This window comes from Leifsonia sp. Soil_N53 (genome assembly GCF_057655165.1).
On the sequence record NZ_JBDGMM010000035.1, the window covers coordinates 35,517 to 58,754 of the forward strand.

Consider the following 23,238-nt stretch of genomic DNA (forward strand, 5'->3'; position numbering starts at 1 on the left):
CCGGTGGCGTGGAGGCGCTACGTTTCGGCCGTGGACCTTCGACTCACCGACACCCTCGCCGTCGTCACCGGCGCCAGCCGCGGCATCGGCCTGGCGGCCGCCCGCGCCCTGCTCGACGAGGGGGCGACCGTCATCGGTGTCGCGCGCACCCCGACCGACGAGTCGCGCGCGCTCGAGGACTCGAGCGGGTTCCGCTTCCAGTCCGCCGACCTGTCCGACCCCGACGCGATCGGGCGTCTGCGCGACGAGCTCGCGTCGACCTCCGGAGGCCGTGTCGGCGTCCTGGTCAACAACGTCGGCTCGGCTCCGCCGCGGCCGGGCGGCTTCGCCTCCATCACGGACGACGACTGGCTGCGCACCTACGAGCTGAACGCGCTCGCCGCGGTGCGGGTCACCCGAGCGCTGCTGGACCTGATCCCGGACGGCGGCGCGATCGTCAACGTGGTCAGCGAGAACGCGATCCTCGCCGACCCGCTGGTGATGGACTACAGCGCGGCCAAGGCGGCCCTGCTCAGCTTCACGAAGTCGCTCTCGAAGGAGCTCGGTCCGCGCGGGATCCGCGTCAACTCGGTCAGCCCCGGCCCGGTGGCGACCGCGCTCTGGCTCGGCGCCGGTGGAGTCGCCCAGACCGTCTCGGCGGCCGGCGGAGGCACTCCCGAGGAGGTGCGGCACGGCGCCGAGCAGGCCATGGTCACCGGGCGGTTCACCACGCCCGAAGAGGTCGGCGCGCTCGTCGCGATGCTCGCAAGCCCGGTCCTCGGCAACCTGACCGGGTCGGATGTGGTCATCGACGGCGGGATGCGGCCGACGATGTGAGGCGCGCGCCCCGAACTGGGGGACGCAGCGCGATCGATTTCCGCCGGCCCGCCGTGCCAGGCTGTCCAGCGCGCGCCACGGTGACGCGCGGAGGGGGAACCAGCGTGACCGACGCGACCGACGACCGAGTCCAACCTGCGCCGGAGGGCGCCGAGCCATACGTCCCCGTCGGCCCGCCACCCTTCACCCAGGCCGAGCGGGTGGCTCGCGGGATCGCGCTCGCGCTGCTGATCATCCCGGCCGGCGTCATCGTCTGGACGGTCCTCTGGAACGTCGGCTTCATCGCCTCCATCGTCTCCTGGGGCGTGGCGCTGGGGACGGTGTGGCTGTACCGGCTCGGGTCGAAGGCGCGCGTCACGCGCGGCGCGTTCTGGGGCATCATCGCCATCGTCGCCGTCACCGTCGTGCTGTCGCTGCTCGCCGGGATCTTCACCGACCTGGTCTCCACGCTGAAGATCCCGCTCGGGGACGCCCTCACGGACCCGCGAGTCTGGCGGCTGTTCTTCGACAACGTCCTCACCAACGGGGACATGTGGCAGGCCTACCTGCCCACCGTGCTGCTCGCCCTGCTGTTCGCCGTGCTGGGCTGCTTCACCACCCTCCGCCGGGTCTCCCGGGAATCGCGGGCCTGAGCCGGCCGCGAGTAGAGTCTCGACCGTAGTCCCGACCAGAGGGAGTCGTGCGATGACCAAATTCATGATCTCGTTCCCCAGTGGCGCCATGCACGTCACCGAGGAGGAGCTGCCGGCGGTGTCCGACGCGGCGCACTCGGTGATCCGGGAGGCCCAGGAGGCCGGCGTCTACGTCTTCGGCGGCGGCATCGACGAGGGCGTCGGCCCGGTGATGGTGTCCGCCGACGGGTCGATCGCGGCCGGGACCTACCCCGAGACCCGCCTGATGGACGGCGGCTTCACCATCCTCGACCTCCCCACCCGCGACGCCGCGCTGGAGTGGGCCGCCAAGATCGCGACGGCCTGCCGCTGTGCGCAGGAGGTCCGCGAGTTCCAGTACGACCCGCTCGTCTAGCCGAACCGCTCGTTTGGCCGACCCGCGAGAGCGGCCTCAGCCCGCGAGCGCCTCGGCGTCGAGGAAGTAGGCCTCGTCGAAGCAGGCGAGCGCCTCCTCCCACGTGCCGCCGGCGTCCTCGATCGCGCGGGCCTCGTCGAGCGCCGCCACCGTGGCGAACGGCACGCTCAGCCCGTGGGCGGCGAGGTCGAGCACCGACTCCACCGGCTGGCCGGGGTCGGCGGTCTCGACGGTCGCGAGGTGCTCGTAGACGTCGGGAGCCAGTTCGCGCAGCGCCTCGCCGATGAGGTCGCCGCGCTCGGTGCCGTCGGCGTCCCAGGTGAACCGCACGAGACCGTCGGCCGGGAACGCGTACCGATGGCGCGCTCCGGCCGCGGTGACCGCGTGATCCAGGGCGGCGCGCACGGCCGCGGGGGCGATGATGTCCGTCATAAGGCTCTCCTTCGTGGCGTCGTTGTCAGCGTGATCGGGCCTTGGTGCACCGCCGACGAGCGGCGGGTTCCGTGATTCTGGCACGACTGGACCACCCCCAGGAAGGGGGTATTCGGGAATGTCGGGAAATTCTGATGGAACCGCTGGCGCAGACCCAGTGACCGGGGTCTCCAGGCTGGCGCTCTCGACGCCCGGAGGGGATGGACGCGGTGTCGATCGACGGATCCGGATTGGACACGGCGTCGATGCTCGCGCTGTCGCCGCCCGCCTAGCATCCATGACATGACCGCGATCGTCGACGAAGACCGTGCCTGGGTGAGCCCCGCTGACGGAGCGCACAGCGGCGCGCCCCTCGGCGGCGTCTTCGGCGTCGGCGGGCACGGCGGCTTCCGCGGCGACGCCGAGGTGGTCATCCTCGGCTACGACTGAGCCCGGACCGACCGCTCAGCCGCGCCGGTCGGCGTCGTCGGCCAGCGCCGCGGACACGCCGTCCAGGAGGTCGCCGGGTCCGCACTCCAGGACGTCGGCGAGGTGCACGAGGTTGAGCACCGTCGGCATCGTCGTGCCCCGCTCGATGCGCCAGAGCGTGTGCTCCTGCAGGTCGGCTCGCCGGGCGAGCTCGTCCAGCGAATAGAGGAGCCGCTCGCGTCTCCCGCGGATGTTCTCGCCGATCCGCGCCGCGATCGCATTGGTCTCGGACTGCACGCGATGAATGCTAACAAGCCGTCGGAGAGTAGCCTGGCAGTGCCGTGCGCTCGATCGAGCACGCGGCTGAAGAAAACGAAGGAAGACACGATGGCTACAGGCACCGTCAAATGGTTCAACGCGGAGAAGGGGTTCGGGTTCATCGCCCCGGATGACGGCAGCGCCGACGTCTTCGCCCACTTCAGCGAGATCGCCTCGCAGGGCTACCGCACGCTGGAGGAGAACCAGAAGGTCGAGTACGACCTGACCCAGGGCCCGAAGGGGATGCAGGCCTCGAACATCCGCCCGCTCTAGGCCGGACAACGAGAGCGTCCGGCTTCCCTCCGTAGCGGGGGAAGCCGGGCGACGGCCCGACCTGCCACGGGCCGGGCCATCACCCACCGGGAACGCAGTACTGCCGCCCGTCCCCATACGGTTCGGCCTGCCATCCGGTCGCTTAGTGCACACACTATCCGGCTGGCTGTGGTTGTCAACCCGCAGCCGGGCCGGCATCAGCGGACCACGGCCTCCAGCGCCAGGATCGCGTCCGCAACCGCCGTGGGGTTCTCCCACGCTGTGAAGTGGCCGCCGTGGGCGAGCCGCTGGAACGCGCGGATGTCGGCGTAGCTCTTCTCGGCCAACGACCGCGGGTAGGCGGACTCGTGGGTCTGGATGAGGATGCTCGCCGGCACGGCCACGACCGGGTGCAGCTCGTCGTCGTCCGGCGACTCGCTGTACGGCCGGAAGCTGGTGCCGATCGAGCGGGTGACCCAATAGACCATGACGTTCGTGAGGACGTCGTCCTGGTCGAACGCCGTCAGCCCGTCGCCGTCGCTCCAGGCCGCGACCTTCTCGCCGATCCACGCCAGCAGTCCGCTCGGGGAGTCGATCAACGCGGCCGCGAGCGTGTCCGGCCGCGTGCCCATCTGGTGCGCGTACCCGGACTCGGCCGGTGTCGCGACCGAGGCCAGGAACGCCCGCTCGGCCGCGTCGAGCTCCACGCCGGGTCGGCTCCGGCCGGAGAACGACGCGTGGCTCGCGACGATGCCCGCGACCGCGGGGTGCGCGCCGGCGAGCCAGTCGCTCACGCCTGCGCCGACGTCCTCCCCGTAGGTCAGGTAGCGCTCGTAGCCGAGGTGGCCGGTCATCAGGGCATCCCAGCGGTCGGCGACGGCCGCGGAGGAGAAGCGGGAGGGGAGCACCCCGGAGAAGCCGTAGCCGGGCAGCGACGGCACGACGACGTCCACCTCGCCGCCCAGGGCGTCGACCAGCGGCAGCATCGACGCGAACGAGTACGGCCAGCCGTGCGTGACCACGACCGGGAGGCGGCCGGGCTTCCGGGCGCGGGCCACGACGACGTGGACATCGCAGCCGGCCACGGGCACGATGAACTGCTCGAAGCGGTTGAGGCGCCGCTCGGCCTCCCGCCAGTCGTAACCGTCGCGCCAGCGCTCGACCAGGCCGCCCAGCACCTCGGGCGGGATGCCGTTGGACCAGTCGGCCCCGGGGGTCTTGCCTGGCAGGATCGTGGCCCGCAACCGGCGGTCGAGGTCGGTCAGGACGGCGTCGGGCACGGCGATGCGGAACGGCTCCATGGGCCCACGCTACGGTGCGCCGCCAACGTCCGGCCAGGGGTGTGCGGCCCGCTCGCGGCGTAGGCTGGCGGCATGGCCGACGACAGCCCGCGCCCCGAGCCCGACGCGCGGCTGGAGGCCGTGCGCTATCGTCTCCGCCGCGACGCCCAGGAGCGCGGCGAGGAGGTCGAGGAGGCCAACGCGGGCCAGCCGACGATGGACCAGCGCGCGCACGTCATCGAGAACGCGATCCAGCAGGCGATCCGGCGCGGTGAGTTCGACGACCTCCCCGGCGCGGGAAAGCCGCTGCCCGGACTCACCGGCACCCACGACCCCGACTGGTGGATCCGCCGCAAGATCGAGCGCGAGCAGCTCACCGGCCTCGGGCCGCCCGCGCTCACCCTGCGCACCGAGCACGCCGAGTTCGAGGCGAAGCTCGACCGGCTCGCGTCCGAGCGGGCGGTGCGCGAGCACGTGGCCGACTTCAACCGCCGGGTGGTCGAGGCCCGGCGCCAGCTCCAGGGCGGACCTCCGGTCGTCACCCCCACGCGCGACGCGGAGGAGGAGGTCGCGCGCTGGGCGGAGCGCCGCGCTGCCCGCCTCCGTGAGGCCGAGGCCACGCGGCGCGCGGAGGCCGAGGCGATGGCCGCGCTCGGCCGCCGCGAACGCCGCCGGTTGCGCAAGGGCCGCTGAGCGGAGCCCGCGCCCTCACTCCGAGAGGTGCTGCTTGGTGTTCGTGTAGACGATGGAGTCGGCGGTGGCGCCCACGAGGCCGAGCGTGACGCGCAGCAGCTGGGCCGGCAGGCCGCTGTTCGGCGGTGGCGTCGAGGCGCCGAGGGTGAGCGGCGTGCCGTCCGGGAGGGTGGCGGTCGCCGAGTCGAGGTAGACCTGGACGTTCCCGCTCAGGGTCATCGTGTCGGCGGTCGTGAGCAGCACCGGTCCGGTCTGCTTGCGCACGTTGAGGCTGAACCCCTGGATCGTGATGGAGTCCGCCGAGATCTTGAGGACCGGGACGCGGCTGCCGTCCGCCAGCGGCACCGTCACCGGGCTGACGCCCTTCAGGCCGGTGAACGACAGCGAGTTGCTGCCCAGCTGCGCGGGCGGCTGGGTGAACACGGGCGCGGAGCCGTCCGGCGTGGCCGGCGTCGGCGCGGGTGCCGGGGTCGAGGGCCCGGTCGCCGGGGTGCCGGGGGTGCCGGGCACAGCGGGGAGGCCGGGCAGCGGCAGTCCGGGGGAGGGCGCGCTGGAGGACGGCGACGGGCTCGGCGTGGACGACGGTGCGTCGCACGAGGTGACGATCGGGATGCAGAGCGCGGCCGGCGCGACGGTACGCGCCGTGTCGGCGGGTAGGGGGGCCGCGCCCAGCCCGGTCAGCGCGCCGGCCAGCGCCAGGCCGGCCGCGAGCGCACCGCCGGAAGCGCGTCTGCGGCCCGTCACGCGGTCCGCTCCGCTGTGTTCTCGTCCGGCTCCGCTGGTTCCTCGTCCGACTCTTCTTCGCTCGCGGCGCGACGGCGGCGCCGACCGCGGGGAAGGCGCTCGCCACGCTGCTCCGGCGGCATCCACGCCACGGTGAGGATGCCGCCGATCGAGCTCAGCAGCATCCCGATGAAGAAGCCGCCGAGGTTGACGCCGACCAGGGAGTACACCGCGATGGCGAGTGCGAGCACGCCGTAGAAGATCCGGTGCGCCGGCATGGCGACGGCCAGGACCCCGAGCAGCACGAGCAGCAGCGGGATGATCGTCGCCTGCAGCCCTTCGATGCCGAGCTGGACGTGGATCCGGCCGACGTCGAGCTGCCCGGAGAAGAACATCTCGACGCCGCCGAGCGCCGTCAGCAGTCCGCCGACGAACGGGCGGCGCCGGCGCCAGTCGCGGAACCGCTCCCGGCTCGTGCGGCGCTCCTCGGCGACAGCCTCCTCGCTCAGAAGCATCCCTTCGACCCGTCCGTGAGCTGCACGTGCATGCCGGTGAGCGTGAAGACCGAGGCCTGCGTGCTCCACGCGGTCTGCTGCAGGTGCGAGATGGTCACCGTGTCGGAGTCCTGCGCGAAGTCGCCCGCGCTGCCCTTCGCGGCCGTGTTCACTGTCGAGGCGTCGACGCCGATGCGGATGTTGTGGAACTCGGCGTCGCCGGCGAGGTCCGTCATCCCGATCTGGAGGTCGGAGGCGCTCGCCGGGTTGCCGCCGCCGCCCGCGGTGATCAGGATGCCCACTTTGCCGAGCGGGGTGTCGGTGATGACCGACTGGCACAGGTCGGCGAGCGTGGCCGACTTGATGTTGGCGATCGCGACCTGGTGCTGCTTGCCCGCGGTGTCGGGGGCGACGCCGGCGTACTGCGAGAAGCCGGTGCCGTCGAGCTTGGATGCGCTGATCTGGAACTGGCTGCCGGAGACGGCGAACGACACGGGCACGGCCCCCTGAGCGACCCCGGTCATCAGCACGGTGGACACCACGGCCACGGGCACGGCGGCGAGCACGATGCGTCCGGCGTGCGAGCCGGCGAGCTTGCGGAACTTCATCGATCCTCCTGTTCGGGGGCTTGACAGCGACGGTGCGGTCGGTCCCAGGTCGAGAGTAGACGCTATTGACCTCTTGTCAATAGTCGGCCGAAAGGGGGACGGAAAGACCGTTCCGGCCCTCGCGCCGCGCCTGCCGACCCAGGGGAGTAGCGCCTAGGCTCGATCCATGGACACCGATCGGCGCACCCGGCTCACCCCGGACGAGCGCCGGGCGCAGCTGGTCGCGCTCGGGGTCGCGCACCTGGCCGACCACCCGCTGGACGCGCTCACGATCGAGGAGCTGTCGGCGCAGGCCGGGGTGTCGCGCGCCCTGCTGTTCCACTACTTCGGGTCGAAGCAGGGGCTGCACCGCGAGGTCGTCCGCACCGCGCGCGACAGCATGCTGCACGCCACCGAGCCCATCCCCGAGCTGCCGCCGCGCGAACGGCTGCACGACACGCTGACCCGCATCGTCGGGTTCGTGCGCGACCACAGCGGCACGTTCTACTCGCTGGTGCGCGGCGTCGCGAGCGGCGACCAGGAGGTGCGCGTGGTGATCGAGGAGGCCAGGGCGGAGCAGGCGGAGCGCATCCTCGCCGTGTTCCTGGAGCTCGGCGCGGAGGACACCCCGCTGCTGCGGATCGGCCTGCGCTCGTGGATCGCGTTCGCCGAGGACGTGCTGGTCGCCAGCGCGATCGGCACCGACCTCCCGTCGGAGGACATCGTCGCGTTCCTGGAGCGCAGCGCGAACGGCGTGGCGGCGGCCGTTCCGGGCTAGATGCCCTCCTCGTCGACATCGTCCTGGGTCAGGATGCCGTCGTCCGGGTTGCCCTCGGGGTCGTGCTCGTCGTAGTCGGGCTCGGCCTCCCTGGGCTGTCCGCCGGTCGGCCCGTAGTTGCCGTCGCCCGGCCCGTCCCACACTGTCTCGCCACCGACGCTGTCGTTCGTCACCAGCTCGTCGGCGAAGTCCGCCTCCGCGATCGGGTCGTCCAGGGCGTAGTCGACCTCGCCGTCGCGGGGGTCGATCCAGCCGGCGGTGTCGCCCGCGTCGGAGTCGCCGATCGCCGGGTCGTCGGCGCCGTCCTCGGGAATGCGGTCGTCCATGCGCGTCTCCTCTCCTGCGGCGGTCAGGGCTGTCCGCGCCGAACGTACACCCGGACGCGGGTGCCGCAGGAGAGGGGGAACGGACTACTTCGGGAAGGTGTAGGTGCCGGTCGAGCCGGCGTCCTTGACCGCCGACGAGGTGAACGCCGCGAACTGCGAGGCGTCGGTGAAGCCGCCCTGGTAGCGCTCGCCGTTGACGAACACGGTCGGGGTGCCGAAGCTGCCGGTGGACGGGTTCTTGAGCTGCGAGTTCGCGACCGCCTCGTTCGTGCGGTCGGTGACGAACTTCGCGAACGTCTGGTCGTTCACGCACTTCGTGATCGCCGAGGAGCTGACGCCCGCGCTCTTGAACAGCGACAGCATCTTCGCGTTCGTCAGGCCGGAGCCGGTCTGCTCGTCCGGCTGGTTGGCGAACAGCGCGCTGTTGACGTCGAAGAACTTGTCGGGCTCGTAGTTGGCCACGCACGACGCGGCGGCCGCGGCGCGGGTCGAGTACGTGTTGTTGGTGGGGGAGTCGAGGATGGCGATCGGATGGATCTCGAGCGTCGCCGAGCCGTCGGCCATCCACTGCTTCATCTGGGCGGAGTTCGTGGTCTCGAACTGGTCGCAGTACGGGCACTGGTAGTCGAGCCAGATCTGGATGTGCGCGGTCTTGCCGTCCAGGGTCTGCTTGGTCGGCGTCGGCTTGGCGCCCTGCGCGATCGCCGGGGTCGTGACGGCCGTGTCGGCCTTGGTGAGCAGGATGCCGCCGCTGAGCATGTTCTTCGGGTTGGCGACGCTGCTGGACGCGCCGACGCTGGTGAAGATGATGACGCCGATGACCGTGAGCACCGCGATGATGCCGACGATCACCGAGCTCTGCACGATGATCTTGCGCCGCTTGGCCTTCTTGGCGGCCTCCTCACGCATCCGGCGAGCGGTCTCGCGCGCCTCGGCTCGGCGATCGTTCTTCGTCGGGGTCGTCGCGCCTCTGCCCGTAGCAGCCATTCAGGTCATTCCATTCGAGAAAGTGGTCAAGTCTCCAGGTGCAAGCGTATGGGCAAAAGCTTTGGAAGTGCCGAACACCCGGCTAGCGTGGGATGGGTGATGAAGAGCGAGAGCGCACGATGACGGTCGACGACGGTGCGCGCAGCGCCGGGTCCGAGACCGCCGGAGCGGAGTACGCGGCGAGGCTCGCCCGCCTCGACCAGTCCCGCTGGCGCCGGGTGCTCAACGTGCAGGCCCCGTATCGCTGGAACGTGCGGCACCTCAAGCTCGGCCGCGTGCTCGACGTCGGCTGCGGGCTCGGCCGCAACCTCGCGCATCTCGCGAACGACAGCGTCGGGGTCGACCACAACGCCGGGTCCATCGCGATCGCGCGGGGGAGGGGACTGACCGCGTTCACGAGCGACGAGTTCCCGTCGAGCGGCTACGCCGTTCCGGGCGCCTTCGACTCCCTGCTGTTCGCGCACGTCATCGAGCACGTCTCGCGCGAGTACGCCGTCCAGCTCGTGCGCGACTACCTGCCCTACGCCAAGCCGGGCGGCACCGTCTGCTTCATCACGCCGCAGGAGCGCGGCTACGCCAGCGACGCCACGCACGTGACGTTCACCGACTTCGCCGACCTCGACCGGCTCTCCCGGGCGACCGGGCTCGCGCCCGTGCGGCAGTACAGCTTCCCGTTCCCGCGCGCCGCCGGCAAGGCCTTCCTCTACAACGAGTTCGTCTTCCTCGCCCGCGCACCGCGCTGAGCCCTGCAGCCAGCCGGCAGGGCACGCCGCCTCCCGTCAGGTGGAGGCGGCGCGTCCTGCCGGCTCGCTGGCGGCGTCAGACCCGCGCCGGGGCGGCGGCGGACTCGACGGGGACCAGGCGGCGCAGCTGCGTGACGTGGGCGGGGGTGAGGTCGGCCAGGGTGGGCACCTCCAGCAGCTTCATGGTGCGGACGACCTGGTCGCTGAGGATCTGGATGGTGCGGTCGACGCCGGCGCGGCCTCCCGCCATCAGCCCGTAGAGGTAGGCGCGGCCGATCAGGGTGAACTTCGCGCCGAGCGCGTACGCGGCGACGATGTCGGCGCCGTTCATGATGCCGGTGTCGATCGCGACCTCGGTGCGGTCGCCGACGGCCTCCACGACCTGCGGCAGTAGGTGGAAGGGGATGGGCGCGCGGTCGAGCTGGCGGCCGCCGTGGTTGGAGAGCACGATGCCGTCGACGCCGAGGTCGACCAGCTTGCGCGAGTCCTCGACGTTCTGCACGCCCTTGATGACGATCTTGCCCGGCCACATGCTCCGGATGATGTCGAGGTCGGCGAAGCTGATCGAGGGGTCCATGGCGGAGTCGAGCAGTTCGCCGACGGTGCCGCCGGTGGAGGACAGCGACGCGAACTCCAGCTTGGGCGTGGTGAGGAAGTCGTACCACCACCACGGCCGCGGGATCGCGTTGAGCACGGTGCCGAGGGTGAGCTGCGGCGGGATGGAGAAGCCGTTGCGCTTGTCGCGCAGGCGGGCGCCGGCGACCGGGGTGTCGACGGTGAAGAACAGGGTGTCGAAGCCGTTCGCGGCGGCGCGGCGGACCAGCTCGTAGGAGATCTCCCGGTCGCGCATCACGTAGAGCTGGAACCAGTTGCGGCCCGTCGGGTTCACGGCCTTCACGCCCTCGATGGAGGTCGTGCCGAGCGTCGACAGCGTGAACGGGATGCCGGCGGCAGCTGCGGCGCCGGCTCCGGCGGTCTCGCCCTCGGTCTGCATCAGCCGGGTGAACCCGGTCGGCGCGATCCCGAACGGCATCGCGGACGGGCCGCCCCAGATCTCGCACGAGGTGTCGACGGTGGAGACGTCGCGCAGGATCGACGGGTGGAACTCGACGTCCTGGAACGCCTGGCGGGCGCGGTCCAGCGACAGCTCGCCCTCGGCGGCGCCGTCCGTATAGTCGAAGGCGGCTTTGGGCGTGCGGCGCTTGGCGATCGCGCGGAGGTCCTCGATCGTGAGGGCCGCGCTCAGCCGGCGCTTCTTCGCGTCGAACTCCGGCTTCTTGAACGACATGAGCTCGAACAGCTCGGCGGGCTTGGGGAATTGGCGGGTGACCATGTTCGTGTGCCTAACGTGCGTCGGTGGCGGACGGGGATTGGTGGGGCAGGGACGGGTGGGACGGGGATGGTGCGGCATCGCGGTAGTAGCCGCTGATGTGGTCGTGGATGCGGATGCGCGCCGCCGCCGCGTCGCCGGCGTCGATCGCGTCGATCACTCCGCGGTGCTCGGCGCGCAGCCGGGCGGCCATGGCCGCCCAGTCGGGCAGTCGCTCCGCGCCGGCGAGGACGTAGCCCTCGATCGAGCTGCGGAGGCCGGCCATGGTGGTGGCGACGACCATGTTGCCCGCCGCCAGGGCGAGGGCGAGGTGGAACTGCCCGTCGAGCGCGAGGTACTCCGGGGCGGTGAGGGCCGGGTCGTCCATGGCGTCGAGGAGCTGACGGGCGTCGGCGAGGTCGGGCGAGCGCTCGGCGAGTACGCCCGCGACCGACGACTCCAGCAGCAGACGCGTGCTGACGACGTCCTCGACCGGGAAGCCGCTCGCGGCGACCTGGAGGCGCATGAGCGCCTGCATCCCGCCGAGCGGCCGGGCGACGATGATCGCCCCGGAGCTCGGTCCGGATCCGGTCTGCGTGCGGATCAGGCCCATGGCCTCCAGCACGCGCACGGCCTCGCGCACGCTGGAGCGCGCGATGCCGAACTCCGCGGCGAGCGCCCGCTCGGGCGGCAGGTGGTCGCCGGGTCGCAGGCGGCCGTCGACGAGGCGCTCCTCGATGCGGGCGAGCACGCTCTCCCACGCCTTCGGCTCCGTCGTCATCGCGTCCGCTCCCGCTCATCGCGTGTGGTCAGACCATATGGTCAGACCACACGATAGCACGCGCCCCCAAGCGCGGAGAAGCGCGCAGAGGAGGACGGGTCGATCAGTCGACTGCGGGGGCCGCGCGCCCGAACTCGACGTCCTCGACCCGCGAGCGCGGCATCGCCAGCCCCGCCACGATGGTGAGCGCCGCCACGATGGCGACGGCCGTGAACACCGCCGTGGACGCGCCCTGCACGGCCGCGGGCGAGTGCGCCCCGCCCACGCTCGACACGATGATGGCGTTCGCGATGGCGCCGAAGACGGCGACGCCGACGGCGCTGCCGATCGAACGCGCGAACAAGTTGGTCCCTGTGACCACCCCGCGGTCGCTCCACGAGACGCTCGACTGCGCTGCGATCAGCGTCGGAGTCGCGACGAGGCCCATCCCGAGCCCGACGACGAAGCAGCTCAGCGCCACGAAGAGCACGCTCGGGTGCACGCTCGTGGCGGCCAGGATGATCGTCCCGACGATCGCGATGCTGGTGCCGAGCAGTGCGGTGCTGCGGAAGCCGATGCGCAGGTAGAAGCGTCCGGAGACGCTCGCGGCGAGAGGCCAGCCGAGCGTCAGGGCCGCGACCGCCAGGCCGGCGAGCAGCGGAGGCGCCCCGACCGTGGACTCCAGGTAGGTGGGCACGTACGACGTGAGGCCGATCAGGATGGCGCCGATGCCCAGCGAGACGAGCGTCGTCGTCACCAGCAGCCGCCGCGACAGCACCCACGGCGGCAGCACAGGCTCCGCCGCCCGGCGCTCCACGAACGCGAACACGACCAGCAGGAGCGCGCCGAGCGCGAACGCGCCGATGCTCCACACCGAGTCCCACGCCCAGGCCTGGCCGCCCTCCAGCACGGCGAGGATGAGCAGCGACATCCCCGCGGTGAGCAGCGCAGAGCCCGCGTAGTCGATGCGGTGCCGCTTGCGCTCGATGCTCTCGTGGAAGGTGCGGATGAGCATCCAGGCCGCCAGGATGCAGAGCGGCACGTTGACGAAGAAGATCCAGCGCCAGGTCAGGAACTGCGAGAACAGCCCGCCGAGCGTCGGGCCGACGACCGAGGAGACAGCCCACACGCTGGCGAGGTAGCCCTGCGTCTTGGCGCGCTCTGCGACCGTGTAGATGTCGCCGGCGATCGTCATGGACATCGGCTGGATGGCGCCGGCGCCGAGGCCCTGGAGGGCGCGGAACGCGATGAGCGCCGGCATGCTCCAGGCGAAACCGCAGAGCACGGAACCCAGGAAGAAGAGGCCGATGCCCGCCAGGACGATCGGCTTGCGGCCGACCGTGTCGGAGAGCTTGGCGTAGACCGGCACCGACACCGCCTGCGCCAGCAGATAGATCGAGAACAGCCACGGGAACTGTGCGAAGCCGCCGAGGTCGCGCACGATCGAGGGGACGGCGGTGGCCAGGATCGTCGCGTCGATCGCGACGAGTCCGGTGGTCAGCATCAGTGCGATCAGGATCGGTCCGCGCTCGGAGCGGAAGCCGACGCTCGCCCGGGTGATTTCGTTCATCCATGTGAACAACATCGCTTGGTCGGGTTCATTCCCGTCCGGGACGGATCCGTGCGACTTGACGTGAAAGAGCGGAGGGCGCACAATCTGAAACATGTCTTTCACATCGGACGAGCAACCCGCGCGAGGCCGGCGCGAAGACCGCCGCACGGTCACCGACCCGCGCGCGCTCCGGGCGCTCGCGCACCCGCTCCGGCTGGCGCTGCTCGACCACCTGATGGCATTCGGCGCGAGCACGGCGAGCGAGTGCGCGGACGCGGTCGGCTCCACCCCGTCCAACTGCAGCTACCACCTGCGCGCCCTGGCCCGGTTCGGGCTCGTGGAGCGGGTGGAGGCCGAGGACGGGCGCGAACGGCCCTGGCAGTCCACGGCGACCGGCCTCACCCTGGGCCGCACCGAGGACCCGGCCATGCAGTTCGGCGTCGACACGGTCGAGCGCTTCTTCGCCGACCACCAGATCGACGAGGACGCGGCCCGCCTGCACCGCGCGATCGCCCAGCGCGACAGCGTTCCGCCCGAGTGGCGCGAGGCCAGCATCCTGTCGGGCTACGCGCTGCGGATCGCGCCGGAGGAACTGCGCGAGCTGGGGGAGCGGCTCGACGCGCTCATCCGGCCGTACATCGCGCTCACCCGCTCCGACGCCCCGGACGACAGTGCGGTTGTGGTGCTGAACCTCAACGCGTTCCGGCATCCGGACGAACAGCCCGCCGAGAAGCCCGCCGAGACGGAGGTGCGCGAACCGTGACCCGCTCGCCGCTGCTGCGCCGCGACTACGCCCTGATCTGGTCGGCCGGCCTCGTCTCCGACACCGGGGACTGGCTGCTGATGATCGCCCTCCCGCTGTTCGCCTTCTCGGTCACCGGCTCGGCGCTCGGGGCGTCGACCGTGTTCCTGGCCGAGCTCATCCCGATGCTGCTGGCCGGCACGTTCCTCGGCGTGCTGGTCGACCGCTGGGATCCGCGGCGCACCATGATCGTCGTCGCGCTGCTCCAGGGCGTGGCGCTGCTGCCGCTGCTCGCCGCCGCGCCCGACCGTATCGCCATCGTCTACGTCGTCGCCGCCGTGCAGTCCTGCCTGGGCGCGATCATGAACCCCGCCCGGCAGTCCATGGTGCCGCGGCTGCTGAAGCGGGAGGAGCTCGGCCGCGGCAACGCGCTCCTCGCGATCAGCGACAACCTCGCCCGGTTGATCGGCTCACCGCTCGGCGGCCTGGCGTTCGCGGTGTCCGGCCTCCCGGGGGTCGTGATCGTCGACGCGGTGTCGTTCGCGGTGACCGCGGTCCTGGTCGCCTTCACCCGGCCGCTGCCGCCGCGCGTCCCGGATCCGGGCGAGGAGCCGGCGCCCGCCGTCGAGCGCCGGCTGCTGCGGGAGTGGGTGGAGGGCATCGCCACGATCGTCCGCAGCCGCGAACTGGCGACGGTCGCCGTCATCGCCGTCATCGGCAGCGTGGCCCAGGGCGTGTTCCTCGTCCTCTTCATCGTCTACGTCACCGAAAACCTCCACGCCGGGGACACCGAAGTCGGCCTCCTGCGCGGGGTCCAGGCGATCGGCGGCGTGCTCGGCGGCCTCCTCGCCGGCCTGCTGGTGCACCGCTTCGCGCCGCGCTGGCTGATCGGCGGCGGCTACCTGGTGTTCGGCGCCCTGTCGCTGCTGACCTGGAACCTCGCGCCGGTCACCACGGCCGTCTGGGTCTACGCCGGGCTCTTCATCGCGATGGGCCTGCCCGCGGTGGCGACGGCGACGGGGGAGATCACCCTCGTGCAGACGGTCACGCCGCGGGCGGCGCTCGGCAGGGTGATCGCGGCGGTGCAGACGCTGTCGGGCGCGGCCCAGGGCGTCGGCCTCCTGCTGGCGGGGCTGATCGCCTCGTCTGCCGGGACGGTGCACGTCCTCGACGCGCAGGCCTCCCTCTATCTGCTCTGCGGAGTGCTGGCCCTGGTGTTCCTCGGCGGCGCCCGCGGAGGCAGGGAGGCCGTGCCCGAGCCGGCCGCCTCCCGGGCGACGCCCTCCTGATCGGCGAGTTGGCGCGAAACCCGGCCGATTGCCGGGAGTTTGGTCGTTCGGCACGTAGGGTGTCGGTGTGTGGCGACTGGATAGGAAGAGCGAGGACGACGACGACATGACGTCCGACGTGCCCGAGGGCGACGCGCTGCGTCCCGCCGCCAACACCACCTCGCCGCACACGCTCAGCCTGGGCGAGGCCGGTCTCGTGGCCGGCAACATCGCCGAACCGGTCTGGACGCGCTGGCGCGACGAGATCGCTGCGATCGGCGGCGCCTCCCCGCTGCTGCACTTCGAGGACAGCCCGCGGACCCGGATCGAGCTGAGCACGACGCATCCCGGCGGGCTCCCGCAGTTCATCACCGGGCAGAGCACGCTGCTCTCCAGCCTGATCCGCGACGAGCTCGCGCTGCGCACCGCGCGGGCCGCGGCCAACGCGATCACGGCCAAGGGGATCGAGCTGCGCTCGGTCCGCGGGATCGAGTCCGTGCACCTCGCGATCGGGCTGGCCCAGTGGCGGCACGGCCCCGACGAGTTCCTGGCGCCGATCCTGCTGCGCCCGATGGCGATCCGCCGCTACGGCCGGGACTTCGAGCTGAAGCTGAAGGGCCAGCCGTTCCTCAACCCGGAGCTGTCGCGGGCCCTGGCCGAGCAGTTCCAGATCACCCTGGACGCGAGCGCGTTCGTCGCCCTCGCACTCGACAACGGCGCGTTCAAGCCGCAGCCCGTGATCGACCGGCTGCGCGGGCTCACCTCGCACCTGCCGTGGTTCAACGTGCAGCCGCGGCTGGTGGTGTCGTCGTTCGTGGACGTCGCCCCCGCGCTGCGCGCCGAGGCGGACGACCTGGACGCCCCGCTGCTGGACGCCCTGGCCGGCAACCCGACCGCCCGCACGACCATCGAGAGCGCCTTCAGCCCCGCCCAGCCGATCCGCCAGGACGAGCGGCCGCCGGCCACCGACTCCCTGCTGCTCGACGCCGACGAGGAGCAGGAGAACGTGGTCGCGCAGATCGCCGCGGGCAACTCCCTCGTCGTCAAGACCCTCCCCGGCACCGGTGGCACCCAGACCATCGTCAACGCGGTCGGCGCCCTGGTCGCCCAGCACAAGCGCGTCCTTGTGGTCGGTCCGCGCCGCTCCAGCCTGGAGGACATCGCCCAGCGGTTCGCCAAGGTCGGGCTCCCCGGCGTCGCCGTCACCCCGCGGAGCCTCCGCCGCGACCTCATCCAGTCGATCGGCCGCAACGAGAAGGCCGAGCAGCCGCGCGTCACCGATGTCGACGACGCGCTCGTGCGCCTGCGCAAGGTGCTCCTGGACTACCGGAGCGCCCTCGCGCGCCGCGACCCGGTGCTGCACGTCTCGGTGCTCGACGCGCTGCGCGAGCTGTCCCGGCTCGCGCTGCTGCCGTCGCCGCCGTCCACGACCGCGCGACTCAGCCGGGCCTCCATCGAGGTGCTGGCGTCCGGCCGCGACGCCGCGGCCGACGCGCTCATCCGCGCCGCCCGCCTCGGCGAGTTCCGCTACGGCCCCAACGACTCGCCCTGGTACGGCGCCTCGTTCGCCACCACCGAGGAGGGCAAGGCCGCCCACGACCTCGCAAAGAAGCTCAGCCGCGCCGAGCTGCCCCGGCTGCTCGACCGTGCGAAGGCGCTGATGGGCCAGACCAGGATGCGGCCGTTCGAGTCGATCGCCGAACTCGGCGTCTACCTGCGGCTGCTGCTCGACGTCCGGGAGACGCTCGACCGCTTCACGCCGGCCGTCTTCGACCGTTCGATCGCCGAGCTGATCGCCGCCACCTCCTCCCGCCGCGAGTCCCCGGCGATGTCGGGGGCGAACCGCCGCCGCCTGCGCAAGCTCGCCCTGGAGTACGTGCGCCCCGGCGTGCACGTCACCGACCTCAACGAGGCGCTGCGGCGCATCCAGCAGCAGCGCATCCTGTGGAACCGGTTCGCCGTCGCCGGCGTGGTGCCGGAGGTGCCCGTGGGCATCGCCGACGTGCAGGTGGCCTACCAGCGTGTGGCTGAGGATCTGGCGCGACTGGACATCCCGCTGCGCCGGGTCGGGACCTCGCAGTCGCTCGCCGCCCTGCCGGTGGACGAGCTGACCCGCCAGATCGCCGGCCTCGCCGCCGAGTCCGAGGTGCTCGCCAACCTGCAGGAGCGCACCGCGCTGCTCGGGCAGCTCCGCGATCGCGGGCTGGACCCGCTGCTGTCCGACCTGTCGGTGCGTCACGTGCCCGAGTCGCAGGTCAGCGCCGAGCTGGAGCTGGCCTGGTGGCAGTCGGTGCTGGAGGCGCTGCTGGCCTCCGACCGCGCCCTGCTCAGCGGCAACACCAGCGTGCTCGACCGGCTGGAGGCCGACTTCCGCCTGGTGGACGAGGCGCACGCCTCCGCCACCGGCAAGCAGCTCGCCTGGATGCTCGCCGAGACCTGGAAGATCGGCATCGTCGACTGGCCGGACGAGGCCAAGGCCCTCAAGAAGCTGCTGACCACGACCACGCCGACCGCGGCGACGCTCAACGCGGTGGCTCCGCACCTGGCGCGCCCGCTCGCGCCGGTCTGGCTGATCTCGCCGTACGAGGTGCCCGCCATCGACGCGGAGGTCGCGTTCGACACCGTCGTCCTCGTCGACGCCGGCGCGTCCAGCCTGGCCGAGAACGTCCCCGTGCTGCGCCGCGCCCGCCAGGTGGTGGCGTTCGGCGACCCGGTCACCCAGACCCCGTCCCGCTTCGATGTCGGCGTGCACGAGTACGGCACGACGGTGGAGGCCGCCGACGTCGACGCCCTGCACGCGGACTCCGCCCTCGCCCGGCTCTCCGAGCTGCTGCCCGTGTACACGCTCGCGCGCAGCTACCGGGCCGGTGGCGAAGACCTCGCCGAGCTCGTCAACCGCCGGTTCTACGGCGGCAACATCGACTCGCTGCCCTGGGCCGGCACCTACCTCGGCCACGGCAGCCTCGCCCTCCACTACGTGACCGGCGGGCAGGGCATGCCGGACAGCGACACCGGCGCCGTCGAGAGCACCGACGCCGAGGTGGCGAAGGTGGTCGAGCTGGTGCTGCGGCACGCGACCGAGCGGCCGCGCGAGTCCCTCATGGTCATCACCGCGAGCGAGCGGCACGCGGTGCGCGTCAACCAGGCGGTGCTGTCCGCGTTCGCCAAGCGCACCGAGCTGGCCGACTTCATCCTCGGCGACCGGCCGGAGCCGTTCAGCGTGGTGACGCTGGAGCAGTCCGTCGGCCAGAGCCGCGACCGCGTGGTGTTCTCGATCGGCTACGGCCGCACCCCGCACGGGCGCCTGCTGTCGAACTTCGGCGCCCTGGCCGAGCCGGGCGGCGACCGCCTGCTCGCCGTCGGCATGACCCGTGCGCGCCGCGGAATGGAGATCGTCTCCTGCTTCCGCCCCGACGACATCGACGACTCCCGGATGCGGCACGGCATCGCGGCGCTCGCCCAGGTGCTGGGGGAGGCCGACCAGCTCCAGGCCGCCGCCCCGGAATACCTCAGCCCGGACGCCGACCCGATGGTGGTGGACCTGGCCAAGCGCCTGGCGCGCCGCGGGCTGGACGTGCAGATCGGCTACCGGGGCAAGCTCACGCTGGTGGCGTCGAACGCCGGCCGCGCGGTGGTGGTCGAGACCGACGACGACGTGAACCGCGGCAGCCTGCGCGAATCCCTGCGGCTGCGCCCGGACGTGCTGCGCCGCCTCGGCTGGCACTACCTCCGCGTGCACAGCTTCGAGCTGTTCGCCGACCCCGACACGGTGGCCTCCCGCATCGCCCGGCTCATCGGAGTCAACGACGAGGCGAGCACGGAGACGGCGCCGATCACGCTCCCGCAGCTCTGACGGTTACCCTGGAGGGGTGACCCAGCAGCCCGACGCCGAACGTCCCGCGCGCAGGCCGCGCCGCGTGCAGCGCGGCGGCGCGCCGGGCGCCGACCCGACGCCGCGCGTTCCGGAACGGGACCGCGACGACGGCTCGTGGTCGCCGAACGACGAGCAGCTGCGGCGGGACGTGCCGCCGCACTACTGAGCCGGCACTACTGTGCCCGCGCTGCCGAGCCCGCGCCGTTAGGGGGTCGGGTCGGCGTGCCGGCCGGCTCCGGCCGCCGGCGGGGACTGCTGGGCCTGCAGGAGGTCGCGGATCTCGGAGAGCAGGTCGAGCTCGGTGACCGGGGCGTCCGGCTCCACGACGCCCTTCTTGCGGAGGCGGTCCATCCGCTCCTTGAGCTTGTTGATCGGGAAGACGAAGACGAAGTAGACCACGACGGCGACGATAAGGAAGTTGATCACCGATCCGAGCACCGCGCCGAACTTGATATCGGAGCCGTTGAGCGGCACGATCATCGCCTCGTCGAGCGTGCTCGCCTTGAAGAACGCGCTGATCAGCGGGTTGAACAGGTTCGTCACGATCGACGTGACCACCGCCGTGAACGCGGCGCCGATGACCACGGCGACCGCCAGATCGATCACGTTCCCGCGGAGGATGAACTCTCTGAAGCCTTTGAGCATGACCGGTCCTTTTCGCTCGATGGATGGAACTGGTGGTGCTGGGGTGCGAGTCAGGCGGCGGAGCCGGAACTCGATGAACCCGACGAACTCGCTGAACCCGACGACGACGACCCGGATGACGACGAACCCGACGAGGTCGACCCCGACGAGGTCGACCCCGACGACGACGACCCCGACGAGGACGAACCGGACGACGACGATCCCGACGACGACCCTCCCGTCGACTTCGTGCCGCCGCGCGAGTCGGTCCGGTAGAACCCGGAGCCGTTGAAGGTCACGCCGACGGTGCCGAACACCTTGCGCAGGTGGCCGCCGCAGTTCGGGCAGACGCTGAGCGCGTCGTCGGTGAACGCCTGATGGATGTCGAAGGCGTGGCCGCAGTCGCGGCACGAGTAGGAGTAGGTGGGCATGGTCTTCCGTGTGGTGTCGTGGGTCAGGAGAACTGGACGATGCGGGTCGGGGTGACCGCGCCGTCGACCGGCTGATCGTGCCGTTCGCGTGGGACCTCGTCCACGAGCTCGCCGTCGAAGACGACGGCATAGACCGGGGGACATTTTTCCATGCTGCCGAGCGTCTTGTCGAAATAGCCGCGACCCCAGCCCATCCGCATGCCGCCCGCGTCGACGGCGGCCGCCGGCACCAGGATGAGGTCGACGTCGTTGATCGCGATCGGCCCGAGCAGCTCGCCGACGGCCTCCGGCATCCCGAACAGCCCTTCGGTCTCGGTCTCCCCGTCGCCGGTCGTCCAGTCGAGCAGGCCGTCCTCGCGGGAGACCGGCAGCAGGATGCGCAGGCCCTGCGCGAGCGCCCAGTTGACGTACCCGCGGGTGTCCGGCTCGATCGTGGTCGAGAGGTAGCAGGCCACGGAGCGCGCAGAGAGGTCCGTCGTCAGGTCGATCAAGTTGCGGGTGATTCCCGCGGTCGCGGCCTGGCGCTCCGTGCTCGTGAGGTTCTGCCTCCGCTCCCTCAGCTCGGCGCGCAGTGCGCGCTTGCGATGGGCGGCGGTGTCCGTGTCCATAGCGCAATCCTAGAAGATCCCTCCGGGAGCGCCGGCAATGCGGATACTGTGGGCCGTATGGCAAACCACGTGACGAAAGCAGTGATCCCCGCAGCGGGCCTCGGCACCCGGTTCCTCCCGGCGACCAAGGCGATGCCCAAAGAGATGCTGCCTGTCGTCGACAAGCCGGCGATCCAGTACGTTGTCGAGGAGGCCGTGGCCGCCGGGCTGCACGATGTGCTGATGATCACCGGCCGCAACAAGAACGCGCTGGAGAACCACTTCGACCGAAACGCCGAGCTGGAGGACACCCTCAAGAAGAAGGGCGACACCGACCGGCTCCAGAAGGTCAACTACTCGACCTCGCTCGCCGACCTCCACTACGTCCGCCAGGGCGACCCCAAGGGCCTCGGCCATGCCGTCCTGCGGGCCAAGATGCACGTGGGCCGCGAGCCGTTCGCGGTGCTGCTCGGCGACGACATCATCGACTCCCGCGACGACCTGCTGCAGCACATGCTCGACGTCCAGCAGCGCTACAACGCGACGGTCGTCGCGCTGATGGAGGTGCCGCCGGAGTCCATCCACCTGTACGGCGCGGCCGCCATCGAGGAGACCGGCGACGACGACGTGGTGCGCATCACCGGCCTGGTCGAGAAGCCGGACGCCGACAAGGCGCCCTCCAACTACGCGGTCATCGGCCGCTACGTGCTGCGCCCGGAGGTCTTCGACGTGCTCGAGCGCACCGAGCCCGGCCGCGGCGGCGAGATCCAGCTCACCGACGCCCTCCAGGCGATGGCGGAGGCGCCGGACTGGACCGGCGGTGTGTACGGCGTCGTCTTCCGCGGCCGTCGCTACGACACCGGCGACCGGCTCGACTACATCAAAGCGATCGTGCAGCTCGCGGCGGACCGCGAGGACCTCGGCCCGGAGCTGCGGCCGTGGCTGAAGGACTTCGCCCAGGGACTCCGCGACGAGCCCCGCGAGATCCTCGAGGAGATGCCGACCGACACGGCTGACGCGTCCGGGGGCGTTAACCGCTAGCGTCATACCTGCGGCGACGGTCGTCGCAGAAGGAGGACGCCGTGGCGTTCGTCATCCCCACGCTCAGCGAGGGACGCATCGGACTGCGACCGATCCGCCTGCGGGACGCGCGCGCCCTCGAACGTTCGCTGCTCGACAACCGCACCTGGCTGCGGCAGTGGGAGGCCACCAGCCCCTACGCGCCGAGCTCGTTCGACACCCGGGCGAGCATCCGGTCCCTCCTGGCGAACGCCCGGGCCGGGCACGGCCTCCCGTTCATCGTGGAGTACGACGGCCGGCTCGCCGGGCAGCTCAACGTCTCGTCGGTCACCTACGGCTCGCTCTCCAGCGCCACGATCGGCTACTGGATCGCGGAGGAGTTCGCCGGCCGCAACATCACGCCGACCGCGGTCGCGCTGGCGACCGACTACTGCTTCTACCAGCTCGGCCTGCACCGCATGGAGATCTGCATCCGCCCGGAGAACGCGCCGAGTCTGCGCGTCGTAGAGAAGCTCGGCTTCCGCTACGAGGGGCTGCGCCGGCGCTACATCCACATCAACGGCGACTGGCGCGACCACTACTGCTTCGGCCTGGTCTCCGAGGAGCTGCAGCAGGGCGTGCTGCGGCGCTGGCTGGACGGCGAGGCGCCGGCGGAGGCCGCGGCCGTGACGGCGGAGGACCGCTCCGCAGCCGCCATCCCGCTCCCGGTGGCCCGGCGGCACTGAGCGTCGCGTGCTCCCGCGCGTGCTGGGGGCCCGCTCGTGGGCGTGCTGCACGCCGGTCGCGAGCGCGCTGAGAGTCTTCTCCATCGAAGACACACCCGGGCGCTGACCGGGGCGCCGCCCGGGGGACCCCTACCGTAGAGGCATGAATGGGGATGTGATGGGCGGTGGGGTCGTGGTCGCCATCGCGGCCGCCCTCTGGCTGGCCTACCTCGTCCCGGTGTGGCTGCGTCGCCGCGAGTACCTGGCGACCGAGCGCAACGCCGTGCGCCTGCAGCAGACGCTGCGCATCCTGGCCGAGACGAGTGAGCTTCCGGACGAGGTCCGCATGGAGGCGACAGCGAAGACGGTCGCGGAGCAGCAGCGCATCCTGCGCCGGGCGGAGGACAGGCGCCTCGCCACCGCGCGCGCGGAGGCCGCAGCGCACGCCCGCCGCGAGCAGGCCATCGCCGAGGAGCGCAGGCATGCCGCCGAGGAGGCCGAACG

General features: G+C 71.7%; 28 protein-coding genes and 1 pseudogene. 15 read left to right on the plus strand and 14 right to left on the minus strand.

Annotation, left to right across the window (positions count from 1 at the left end):
* Positions 1–30: 30 nt before the first annotated feature.
* The 3 genes from AC3A3H_RS02955 to AC3A3H_RS02965 all read left to right on the plus strand — a co-directional run bounded on the left by AC3A3H_RS02955 (position 31) and on the right by AC3A3H_RS02965 (position 1,842).
* On the plus strand, positions 31–816 hold the full coding sequence (locus AC3A3H_RS02955; protein WP_487613052.1) for an SDR family NAD(P)-dependent oxidoreductase: 786 nt from the start codon (positions 31–33) through the stop codon (positions 814–816).
* Between the two features lie 104 nt (positions 817–920).
* Entirely contained in the window at positions 921–1,448 is a 528-nt protein-coding gene (locus AC3A3H_RS02960) for a hypothetical protein (protein WP_487613053.1), read from the plus strand.
* Positions 1,449–1,500: 52 nt separating this feature from the next.
* A complete protein-coding gene (locus AC3A3H_RS02965; RefSeq protein ID WP_487613054.1) occupies positions 1,501–1,842 on the plus strand; it encodes a YciI family protein in 342 nt (113 codons plus the stop codon).
* A 36-nt stretch (positions 1,843–1,878) separates the two neighbouring features.
* Here AC3A3H_RS02965 and AC3A3H_RS02970 read toward each other — a convergent pair whose 3' ends face one another.
* The gene (locus AC3A3H_RS02970; protein WP_487613055.1) at positions 1,879–2,274 is read right to left on the minus strand and encodes a hypothetical protein; all 396 of its coding nucleotides are present in this window, start codon (positions 2,272–2,274) and stop codon (positions 1,879–1,881) included.
* A 282-nt stretch (positions 2,275–2,556) separates the two neighbouring features.
* Here AC3A3H_RS02970 and AC3A3H_RS02975 point away from each other — a divergent pair, with 282 nt between their 5' ends.
* Positions 2,557–2,703, plus strand: a complete 147-nt coding sequence (locus AC3A3H_RS02975; RefSeq protein ID WP_487613056.1) for a hypothetical protein — start codon at positions 2,557–2,559, stop codon at positions 2,701–2,703.
* A 15-nt stretch (positions 2,704–2,718) separates the two neighbouring features.
* Here AC3A3H_RS02975 and AC3A3H_RS02980 read toward each other — a convergent pair whose 3' ends face one another.
* Positions 2,719–2,979 (minus strand): helix-turn-helix domain-containing protein, encoded by a 261-nt coding sequence (locus tag AC3A3H_RS02980; RefSeq protein ID WP_487613057.1) that lies wholly within the window; start codon positions 2,977–2,979, stop codon positions 2,719–2,721.
* Between the two features lie 90 nt (positions 2,980–3,069).
* Here AC3A3H_RS02980 and AC3A3H_RS02985 point away from each other — a divergent pair, with 90 nt between their 5' ends.
* Positions 3,070–3,273, plus strand: coding sequence for a cold-shock protein (locus AC3A3H_RS02985; protein WP_370054345.1), 204 nt, complete (start codon positions 3,070–3,072; stop codon positions 3,271–3,273).
* Between the two features lie 197 nt (positions 3,274–3,470).
* Here AC3A3H_RS02985 and AC3A3H_RS02990 read toward each other — a convergent pair whose 3' ends face one another.
* Complete coding sequence (locus AC3A3H_RS02990) at positions 3,471–4,553, minus strand: epoxide hydrolase family protein (RefSeq protein ID WP_487613058.1); 1,083 nt, start codon at positions 4,551–4,553, stop codon at positions 3,471–3,473.
* Positions 4,554–4,625: 72 nt separating this feature from the next.
* On the opposite strand from AC3A3H_RS02990, the gene AC3A3H_RS02995 reads away from it, so the two are divergent.
* Positions 4,626–5,225, plus strand: coding sequence for a DnaJ family domain-containing protein (locus tag AC3A3H_RS02995; RefSeq protein ID WP_487613059.1), 600 nt, complete (start codon positions 4,626–4,628; stop codon positions 5,223–5,225).
* Between the two features lie 15 nt (positions 5,226–5,240).
* On the opposite strand, the gene AC3A3H_RS03000 is transcribed toward AC3A3H_RS02995, so the two are convergent.
* The 3 genes from AC3A3H_RS03000 to AC3A3H_RS03010 are packed head-to-tail and all read right to left on the minus strand — an operon-like array spanning position 5,241 to position 7,050.
* Positions 5,241–5,969 carry a hypothetical protein gene (locus tag AC3A3H_RS03000; protein ID WP_487613060.1) on the minus strand — a complete coding sequence of 243 codons (729 nt, stop codon included), beginning with the start codon at positions 5,967–5,969 and terminating at the stop codon, positions 5,241–5,243.
* Positions 5,966–6,463, minus strand: a complete 498-nt coding sequence (locus AC3A3H_RS03005; protein ID WP_487613061.1) for a DUF6114 domain-containing protein — start codon at positions 6,461–6,463, stop codon at positions 5,966–5,968. The genes AC3A3H_RS03000 and AC3A3H_RS03005 overlap by 4 nt, the downstream gene beginning before the upstream one ends.
* On the minus strand, positions 6,454–7,050 hold the full coding sequence (locus AC3A3H_RS03010; RefSeq protein WP_487613062.1) for a DUF6230 family protein: 597 nt from the start codon (positions 7,048–7,050) through the stop codon (positions 6,454–6,456). The genes AC3A3H_RS03005 and AC3A3H_RS03010 overlap by 10 nt, the downstream gene beginning before the upstream one ends.
* Positions 7,051–7,216: 166 nt before the next feature.
* On the opposite strand from AC3A3H_RS03010, the gene AC3A3H_RS03015 reads away from it, so the two are divergent.
* Positions 7,217–7,807, plus strand: a complete 591-nt coding sequence (locus AC3A3H_RS03015) for a TetR/AcrR family transcriptional regulator (RefSeq protein ID WP_487613063.1) — start codon at positions 7,217–7,219, stop codon at positions 7,805–7,807.
* Here AC3A3H_RS03015 and AC3A3H_RS03020 read toward each other — a convergent pair.
* Positions 7,804–8,133, minus strand: a complete 330-nt coding sequence (locus AC3A3H_RS03020) for a hypothetical protein (protein ID WP_487613064.1) — start codon at positions 8,131–8,133, stop codon at positions 7,804–7,806. The two genes, AC3A3H_RS03015 and AC3A3H_RS03020, sit on opposite strands and share 4 nt — an antisense overlap.
* 84 nt (positions 8,134–8,217) lie before the next feature.
* Complete coding sequence (locus tag AC3A3H_RS03025; RefSeq protein ID WP_487613065.1) at positions 8,218–9,042, minus strand: DsbA family protein; 825 nt, start codon at positions 9,040–9,042, stop codon at positions 8,218–8,220.
* A gap of 170 nt (positions 9,043–9,212) precedes the next feature.
* Between AC3A3H_RS03025 and AC3A3H_RS03030 the strand changes: the two genes are divergently transcribed.
* The gene (locus AC3A3H_RS03030; RefSeq protein ID WP_487613066.1) at positions 9,213–9,863 is read left to right on the plus strand and encodes a class I SAM-dependent methyltransferase; all 651 of its coding nucleotides are present in this window, start codon (positions 9,213–9,215) and stop codon (positions 9,861–9,863) included.
* 76 nt (positions 9,864–9,939) lie between these two features.
* Here the strand turns inward: AC3A3H_RS03030 and AC3A3H_RS03035 are convergent, their stop codons facing one another.
* The 3 genes from AC3A3H_RS03035 to AC3A3H_RS03045 all read right to left on the minus strand — a co-directional run bounded on the left by AC3A3H_RS03035 (position 9,940) and on the right by AC3A3H_RS03045 (position 13,502).
* A complete protein-coding gene (locus AC3A3H_RS03035) occupies positions 9,940–11,196 on the minus strand; it encodes an alpha-hydroxy acid oxidase (protein ID WP_487613067.1) in 1,257 nt (418 codons plus the stop codon).
* Positions 11,197–11,206: 10 nt separating this feature from the next.
* Entirely contained in the window at positions 11,207–11,953 is a 747-nt protein-coding gene (locus AC3A3H_RS03040) for a FadR/GntR family transcriptional regulator (RefSeq protein WP_487613068.1), read from the minus strand.
* Positions 11,954–12,056: 103 nt separating this feature from the next.
* A complete protein-coding gene (locus tag AC3A3H_RS03045; protein WP_487613069.1) occupies positions 12,057–13,502 on the minus strand; it encodes an MFS transporter in 1,446 nt (481 codons plus the stop codon).
* Positions 13,503–13,596: 94 nt separating this feature from the next.
* Between AC3A3H_RS03045 and AC3A3H_RS03050 the strand changes: the two genes are divergently transcribed.
* The 4 genes from AC3A3H_RS03050 (at position 13,597) to AC3A3H_RS03065 (ending at position 19,534) form a co-directional block, all read left to right on the plus strand.
* Positions 13,597–14,247, plus strand: coding sequence for an ArsR/SmtB family transcription factor (locus tag AC3A3H_RS03050; RefSeq protein ID WP_487613070.1), 651 nt, complete (start codon positions 13,597–13,599; stop codon positions 14,245–14,247).
* Entirely contained in the window at positions 14,244–15,515 is a 1,272-nt protein-coding gene (locus tag AC3A3H_RS03055) for an MFS transporter (protein ID WP_487613071.1), read from the plus strand. Before AC3A3H_RS03050 ends, AC3A3H_RS03055 begins: the two co-directional genes overlap by 4 nt.
* A 67-nt stretch (positions 15,516–15,582) precedes the next feature.
* Positions 15,583–19,347, plus strand: a complete 3,765-nt coding sequence (locus AC3A3H_RS03060; RefSeq protein ID WP_487613072.1) for an AAA family ATPase — start codon at positions 15,583–15,585, stop codon at positions 19,345–19,347.
* A gap of 16 nt (positions 19,348–19,363) precedes the next feature.
* A complete protein-coding gene (locus AC3A3H_RS03065; RefSeq protein ID WP_487613073.1) occupies positions 19,364–19,534 on the plus strand; it encodes a hypothetical protein in 171 nt (56 codons plus the stop codon).
* A 38-nt stretch (positions 19,535–19,572) separates the two neighbouring features.
* Here the strand turns inward: AC3A3H_RS03065 and mscL are convergent, their stop codons facing one another.
* The 3 genes from mscL to AC3A3H_RS03080 are packed head-to-tail and all read right to left on the minus strand — an operon-like array spanning position 19,573 to position 21,031.
* Positions 19,573–20,013, minus strand: coding sequence for a large conductance mechanosensitive channel protein MscL (gene mscL, locus AC3A3H_RS03070; RefSeq protein ID WP_487613074.1), 441 nt, complete (start codon positions 20,011–20,013; stop codon positions 19,573–19,575).
* A gap of 50 nt (positions 20,014–20,063) precedes the next feature.
* The gene (locus tag AC3A3H_RS03075; RefSeq protein WP_487613075.1) at positions 20,064–20,423 is read right to left on the minus strand and encodes an FmdB family zinc ribbon protein; all 360 of its coding nucleotides are present in this window, start codon (positions 20,421–20,423) and stop codon (positions 20,064–20,066) included.
* 23 nt (positions 20,424–20,446) lie between these two features.
* On the minus strand, positions 20,447–21,031 hold the full coding sequence (locus AC3A3H_RS03080) for a 5-formyltetrahydrofolate cyclo-ligase (RefSeq protein ID WP_487613076.1): 585 nt from the start codon (positions 21,029–21,031) through the stop codon (positions 20,447–20,449).
* Positions 21,032–21,088: 57 nt separating this feature from the next.
* Between AC3A3H_RS03080 and galU the strand changes: the two genes are divergently transcribed.
* From galU to AC3A3H_RS03095, 3 genes and pseudogenes are all read left to right on the plus strand, one after another.
* Entirely contained in the window at positions 21,089–22,051 is a 963-nt protein-coding gene (galU, locus tag AC3A3H_RS03085) for a UTP--glucose-1-phosphate uridylyltransferase GalU (protein ID WP_487613077.1), read from the plus strand.
* A 41-nt stretch (positions 22,052–22,092) separates the two neighbouring features.
* The gene (locus tag AC3A3H_RS03090) at positions 22,093–22,755 is read left to right on the plus strand and encodes a GNAT family N-acetyltransferase (RefSeq protein ID WP_487613078.1); all 663 of its coding nucleotides are present in this window, start codon (positions 22,093–22,095) and stop codon (positions 22,753–22,755) included.
* Between the two features lie 142 nt (positions 22,756–22,897).
* Positions 22,898–23,238, plus strand: a pseudogene (locus AC3A3H_RS03095) (hypothetical protein); the annotation flags it as partial.

What these genes read in the sequence shown, in the direction of transcription:
- AC3A3H_RS03045 (WP_487613069.1), bottom strand. Translation starts at nt 13,502, where the DNA reads ATGAACGAAATCACCCGGGCGAGCGTCGGCTTCCGCTCCGAGCGCGGA.
- AC3A3H_RS02985 (WP_370054345.1), top strand. Translation starts at nt 3,070, where the DNA reads ATGGCTACAGGCACCGTCAAATGGTTCAACGCGGAGAAGGGGTTCGGG.
- AC3A3H_RS03075 (WP_487613075.1), bottom strand. Translation starts at nt 20,423, where the DNA reads ATGCCCACCTACTCCTACTCGTGCCGCGACTGCGGCCACGCCTTCGAC.
- AC3A3H_RS03080 (WP_487613076.1), bottom strand. Translation starts at nt 21,031, where the DNA reads ATGGACACGGACACCGCCGCCCATCGCAAGCGCGCACTGCGCGCCGAG.
- AC3A3H_RS03040 (WP_487613068.1), bottom strand. Translation starts at nt 11,953, where the DNA reads ATGACGACGGAGCCGAAGGCGTGGGAGAGCGTGCTCGCCCGCATCGAG.
- AC3A3H_RS03025 (WP_487613065.1), bottom strand. Translation starts at nt 9,042, where the DNA reads ATGCGTGAGGAGGCCGCCAAGAAGGCCAAGCGGCGCAAGATCATCGTG.
- AC3A3H_RS03030 (WP_487613066.1), top strand. Translation starts at nt 9,213, where the DNA reads ATGGGTGATGAAGAGCGAGAGCGCACGATGACGGTCGACGACGGTGCG.
- AC3A3H_RS02990 (WP_487613058.1), bottom strand. Translation starts at nt 4,553, where the DNA reads ATGGAGCCGTTCCGCATCGCCGTGCCCGACGCCGTCCTGACCGACCTC.
- AC3A3H_RS03010 (WP_487613062.1), bottom strand. Translation starts at nt 7,050, where the DNA reads ATGAAGTTCCGCAAGCTCGCCGGCTCGCACGCCGGACGCATCGTGCTC.
- AC3A3H_RS02970 (WP_487613055.1), bottom strand. Translation starts at nt 2,274, where the DNA reads ATGACGGACATCATCGCCCCCGCGGCCGTGCGCGCCGCCCTGGATCAC.
- AC3A3H_RS03050 (WP_487613070.1), top strand. Translation starts at nt 13,597, where the DNA reads ATGTCTTTCACATCGGACGAGCAACCCGCGCGAGGCCGGCGCGAAGAC.
- AC3A3H_RS03015 (WP_487613063.1), top strand. Translation starts at nt 7,217, where the DNA reads ATGGACACCGATCGGCGCACCCGGCTCACCCCGGACGAGCGCCGGGCG.
- mscL (WP_487613074.1), bottom strand. Translation starts at nt 20,013, where the DNA reads ATGCTCAAAGGCTTCAGAGAGTTCATCCTCCGCGGGAACGTGATCGAT.
- AC3A3H_RS03035 (WP_487613067.1), bottom strand. Translation starts at nt 11,196, where the DNA reads ATGGTCACCCGCCAATTCCCCAAGCCCGCCGAGCTGTTCGAGCTCATG.
- AC3A3H_RS02965 (WP_487613054.1), top strand. Translation starts at nt 1,501, where the DNA reads ATGACCAAATTCATGATCTCGTTCCCCAGTGGCGCCATGCACGTCACC.
- AC3A3H_RS03005 (WP_487613061.1), bottom strand. Translation starts at nt 6,463, where the DNA reads ATGCTTCTGAGCGAGGAGGCTGTCGCCGAGGAGCGCCGCACGAGCCGG.
- galU (WP_487613077.1), top strand. Translation starts at nt 21,089, where the DNA reads ATGGCAAACCACGTGACGAAAGCAGTGATCCCCGCAGCGGGCCTCGGC.
- AC3A3H_RS02995 (WP_487613059.1), top strand. Translation starts at nt 4,626, where the DNA reads ATGGCCGACGACAGCCCGCGCCCCGAGCCCGACGCGCGGCTGGAGGCC.
- AC3A3H_RS02975 (WP_487613056.1), top strand. Translation starts at nt 2,557, where the DNA reads ATGACCGCGATCGTCGACGAAGACCGTGCCTGGGTGAGCCCCGCTGAC.
- AC3A3H_RS03020 (WP_487613064.1), bottom strand. Translation starts at nt 8,133, where the DNA reads ATGGACGACCGCATTCCCGAGGACGGCGCCGACGACCCGGCGATCGGC.